Source organism: Rhodococcus sp. MEB064 (assembly GCF_000834565.1).
In the GTDB taxonomy this organism is placed as follows: Bacteria; Actinomycetota; Actinomycetes; order Mycobacteriales; family Mycobacteriaceae; genus Rhodococcoides.
Genome location: NZ_JXQS01000004.1, coordinates 1 through 3,983, shown reverse-complemented (window position 1 = coordinate 3,983; position 3,983 = coordinate 1). Strand labels below are relative to the sequence as shown.

Annotated in this window: 3 protein-coding genes; all 3 read left to right on the top strand. The window is 68.5% G+C overall.

Annotation, left to right across the window (positions count from 1 at the left end; translation table 11 throughout):
* Window positions 1-513: carboxyltransferase domain-containing protein (locus RU01_RS02335; RefSeq protein WP_156148756.1), on the top strand; the 513-nt coding region annotated here is incomplete at its 5' end.
* Window positions 513-2,183 (top strand): allophanate hydrolase, encoded by a 1,671-nt coding sequence (gene atzF, locus RU01_RS02330; protein ID WP_042572909.1) that lies wholly within the window; start codon window positions 513-515, stop codon window positions 2,181-2,183. The genes RU01_RS02335 and atzF, both read left to right, overlap by 1 nt.
* 91 nt (window positions 2,184-2,274) lie before the next feature.
* The coding region (locus RU01_RS02325) for a hypothetical protein (RefSeq protein WP_042572911.1) at window positions 2,275-3,983 on the top strand (1,709 nt) is incomplete at its 3' end.

Here is a 3,983-nt window from a genome sequence, read left to right as displayed (position 1 = left end):
CTCGGAGATGTGTACCTGGGTGCTCCCGTGGCCACGCCGCTCGACCCGCGCCACCGTCTGGTGACGACCAAGTACAACCCGGCCCGCACGTGGACTCCCGAGAATGCGGTCGGTATCGGCGGCGCCTACCTGTGCATCTACGGCATGGAGGGACCGGGCGGCTACCAGTTCGTCGGGCGGACCACGCAGGTCTGGAACCACCGCCATCCTCTGACCGCGAAGGGGTTCGAGGAGGGCACGCCCTGGCTGCTGCGCTTCTTCGACCGCATCTCCTGGTACCCGGTCAGCACCGAGGAACTCGGCGACATGCGCGCGGACCTCGCCGCCGGTCGCGGTGCGGGCGTCGAGATCACCGACGGCACGTTCTCTTTGGCCGACCACGACGAGTTCCTCGCCGCGAACGACTCCTCCATTGCCGAATTCCGGAAGAAGCAGGCCGAGGCGTTCGGCATCGAACGCGACGCCTGGTCCGCAGCCGGAGAATTCGCCCTGACGACCGCACAGGAAGCGTGATGACTGCAACCGATCGAGTACTGCTCGCGTACAAGCGCATTGCCGAGGTCGACCGCCCCGAAGTGTGGATCGCACTGCGGGACGAGGCCGAGGTACTGGCAGAGGCGGCGTCCCTGGCGGAGGATCTGCCGCTGTACGGGATGCTCGTCGCAGTCAAGGACAACATCGACGTGGCCGGGCTCCCGACCACCGCCGCGTGCCCCGAGTTCTCGTACGACCCGGCCGAGGACGCCACCGTGGTGGCACGTCTACGTGCGGCCGGGGCGCTGGTGCTGGGGAAGACCAATCTCGACCAGTTCGCGACCGGACTCGTCGGCACCCGCAGCCCTCACGGCGCCGTGCGGCATGCGCACGATCCCGAGAAGATCTCCGGCGGATCGAGTTCCGGGTCGGCCACCGCCGTCGCGCTGGGCATCGTCGACGTCGCCCTGGGCACCGACACCGCAGGATCCGGTCGGGTGCCGGCGGCATTCGCGTCGCTCGTGGGCATCAAGCCCACGCTCGGACTGGTGCCGAACACCGGAGTGGTGCCGGCGTGCGTCGACTACGACGCGGTCACCGTCTTCGCGGACGACACCGCGACGGCGGCCACGGTGATGAGCGTGATGATCGGGCCGGATGCCGCCGATCCCCGGAGTCGCTCGTGGCCGGCGACGGTTCCGCTGGCTGCTCCGCCTCGACCCCGTGTCGGTGTCCCGCGCCTCGAGGACCTCGTCGCGCTGTGCCCGGAGTACGCGGAGGCGTTCGCGCGCACCGTGACCGGACTGGACGCTGCCGGTATCGACCACGACGTCGTCGACATCTCCCCGCTTCTCGACGCCGCGGTGTTGCTGTACGACGGAGCGACCGTGGCGCAGCGGTACGCGGCGGTCGGTGAGTTCCTGTCCACGGGTCGGGCTACTGCCGACCCGACGGTCGAGGCGATCGTCCTCGGCGCGCGGACACCAACCGCGCACGCCTACGTCGACGACCTGTCGACGCTCCTCGCCGCGAAGTCCTATGCCGCGACACTCTTGGACGGACTCGACGGCCTGCTGTTGCCCACCACGACCGAGCACCCCACTATCGCTGCGGTGCAGGCGGATCCGATGGGGATCAACCGGCGGCTCGGCACGTTCACCAACTTCTGCAACCTCCTCGACATGGCCGCGGTGGCGGTTCCCGGCGCTCCGACCACTGCCGGTGCCCCGTTCGGTGTGATGGTGGTGGGACCTGCGTTCAGTGACCAGGTGGTCCTGGACCTCGCAGCGCTGGTCGCGGGGGATCGGCCTGCCGTGGTCGTCGACGAGGGTGTCGACGTCCTGGTCGTCGGCGCGCACCTGCGGGGCTTTCCGTTGAACGGGCAGCTGGTCGAGCGCGGTGCACGCTTCCTCGGTGAGGTGAGCACGTCCGCCGACTACCGTCTGGTCGACCTGGGTACGACGCCGCCCAAGCCCGGTCTGGTACGTCACGGCAGTGCCTCCATCGCGGGCGAGCTCTACCGGATGGCGCCCGCGCACCTCGGCACGTTCCTCGCGGCGCTGCCGGCGCCGATGGGTCTGGGCCCGGTGACGCTGTCGGACGGTCGGCAGGTGATCGGCTTCATGTGCGCCGCCGACGCGGCCGAGGCAGGTACGGACATCACCGAGTTCGGGGGTTGGCGGGCGTACATGGCTGATCGTGGACTCTGAACCCCGGATTCCGGGGTCGGGATTCCATGATCAGTGGATTACTGTTCGGTAGGTCTTGTGTTTACGCCCGGTTACAGACACAATCCGATGCGTGACGAATGTAAGTGTTACCTCGGGTAACTTGATCGCGCAGGCGCAAGCCGGTGGCGGCGCCGCTCTCGATCAGGTCTTCGGCATGACCGCTGCAGCGGGCGTCATCTCGCTCTTCCTGCTGTACCTGGCGGTGATGCACCGGACCCGGCGCATCACGTGGCTGCAGCGGCTCGCGGACTTCGCGGGTGAGAAGCTGCACCGTCCCGGGTGGGTCGCACTGCCGCTCGTCATGTTCATCTCGACGATCCTCACCGCGTTCTTCGGCTTCATCTGGGACGTCAGCCTGCACATCGGGCGCGGACGCGACGAGGGTCCGCTGGCCAATCCGGCCCACTACTTCATCCTGGTCGGACTCTTCTTCCTGTTCATCACCGGCGCGCTGGCCATCATTCTGCCGCGCGACGAGAAGCCGGGGCCTGCGGCCATCAAGATCACCCGCACCTGGTACGCCCCCACCGGCGGACTCCTCATCGCCGGTGCCGGGCTGTACGCCCTGATCGGCTTCCCGCTGGACGACATCTGGCACCGCATGTTCGGCCAGGACGTCACGCTGTGGGGCCCGACCCACCTGATGCTCATCGGCGGTGCGGGCCTCTCGCTCGTCGGCGTCCTCCTGCTCGAACACGAAGGTCGCGTCTCCATGGCGTCGACCGCCGTCACCACGGCCGAGACCGCCGGCGAACCCGACGGCGACATCACGGCCGATCCTGCGCAGGCAGTCGACTCCCGTCAGCGCTCCATCATCACGTGGTTCCTGCGTAGCTCCGCGTTCGGTGGACTGGTCATCGGCCTGTCCGTGTTCCAGATCGAATACGACTTCGGTGTCGAGCAGTTCCGCCTGGTCTTCCAGCCGCTGCTGATGACCGCAGCCGGCGCCTTCGCACTCATCGCTGCCCGCCTCATGGTCGGTCGCGGATCGGCGCTGTTCGCCGTCGCGTTCGCCGCCGTCATCCGCGAGATCACCGCGTTGATCGTCGGACCCGTCCTCGGCGAGCCGCACAGCGTCTTCACCCTCTACCTCGGCATGGCCGTCGTAGTGGAGATCCTGGGCCTGACCGCACTGATCAAGCGCCGCATCCTGTTCGGCGCCGTCGCCGGCGTCGCCGTCGGAACCATCGGCCTGTACCTCGAGTCCTTCTGGGTCGACGCCGTCTTCCTCTACCCGTGGCCCAGCAGTATGTGGGTCGAGGCTCTGGCCACCACGGTCCCGGCCGGACTCGTCGTCGGTCTGACCGCCGGTCTGTTCGCGCAGGCGCTCAGCGGCGACGGCATCCCGCGACCGGCGGTCCGTCGATCCATCGTCGTCGCCATGGTGCTGGTCCTCGGCGGCAGCGTCGCCAACGGCCTGATGATCGAGGTCCCGGAGAACGCGAGTGCCACCGTGTCCTTGACCGACGCTCCCCGCGTCGACGGGTTCCGCATGGTGACCGCGACCGTCAGCATCGACCCGAGCGACCTGGTGTCCGACGACCCCCAGTGGGTGTCCATCCTCGCCTGGCAGGGCGCGGGCGACTCGCTGCACGGACTCGTCGTCGACAACCTCGAGCGCACCGGGCCCGGTGAATACCGTTCGACGCGAGCGGTTCCCGTCGACGGCACTTGGAAGACGTTCCTGCGCGTGCAGGACGGCCGCACCATGGCCGGCGCTCCCATCTTCATGGCGGGCGACGAGGGCATCGGAGCCGAAGAGGTTCCGGCGACCACCGA

Excerpts from the sequence above, each read along its gene's own strand:
- atzF (WP_042572909.1), top strand. The coding sequence starts at position 513 with ATGACTGCAACCGATCGAGTACTGCTCGCGTACAAGCGCATTGCCGAG.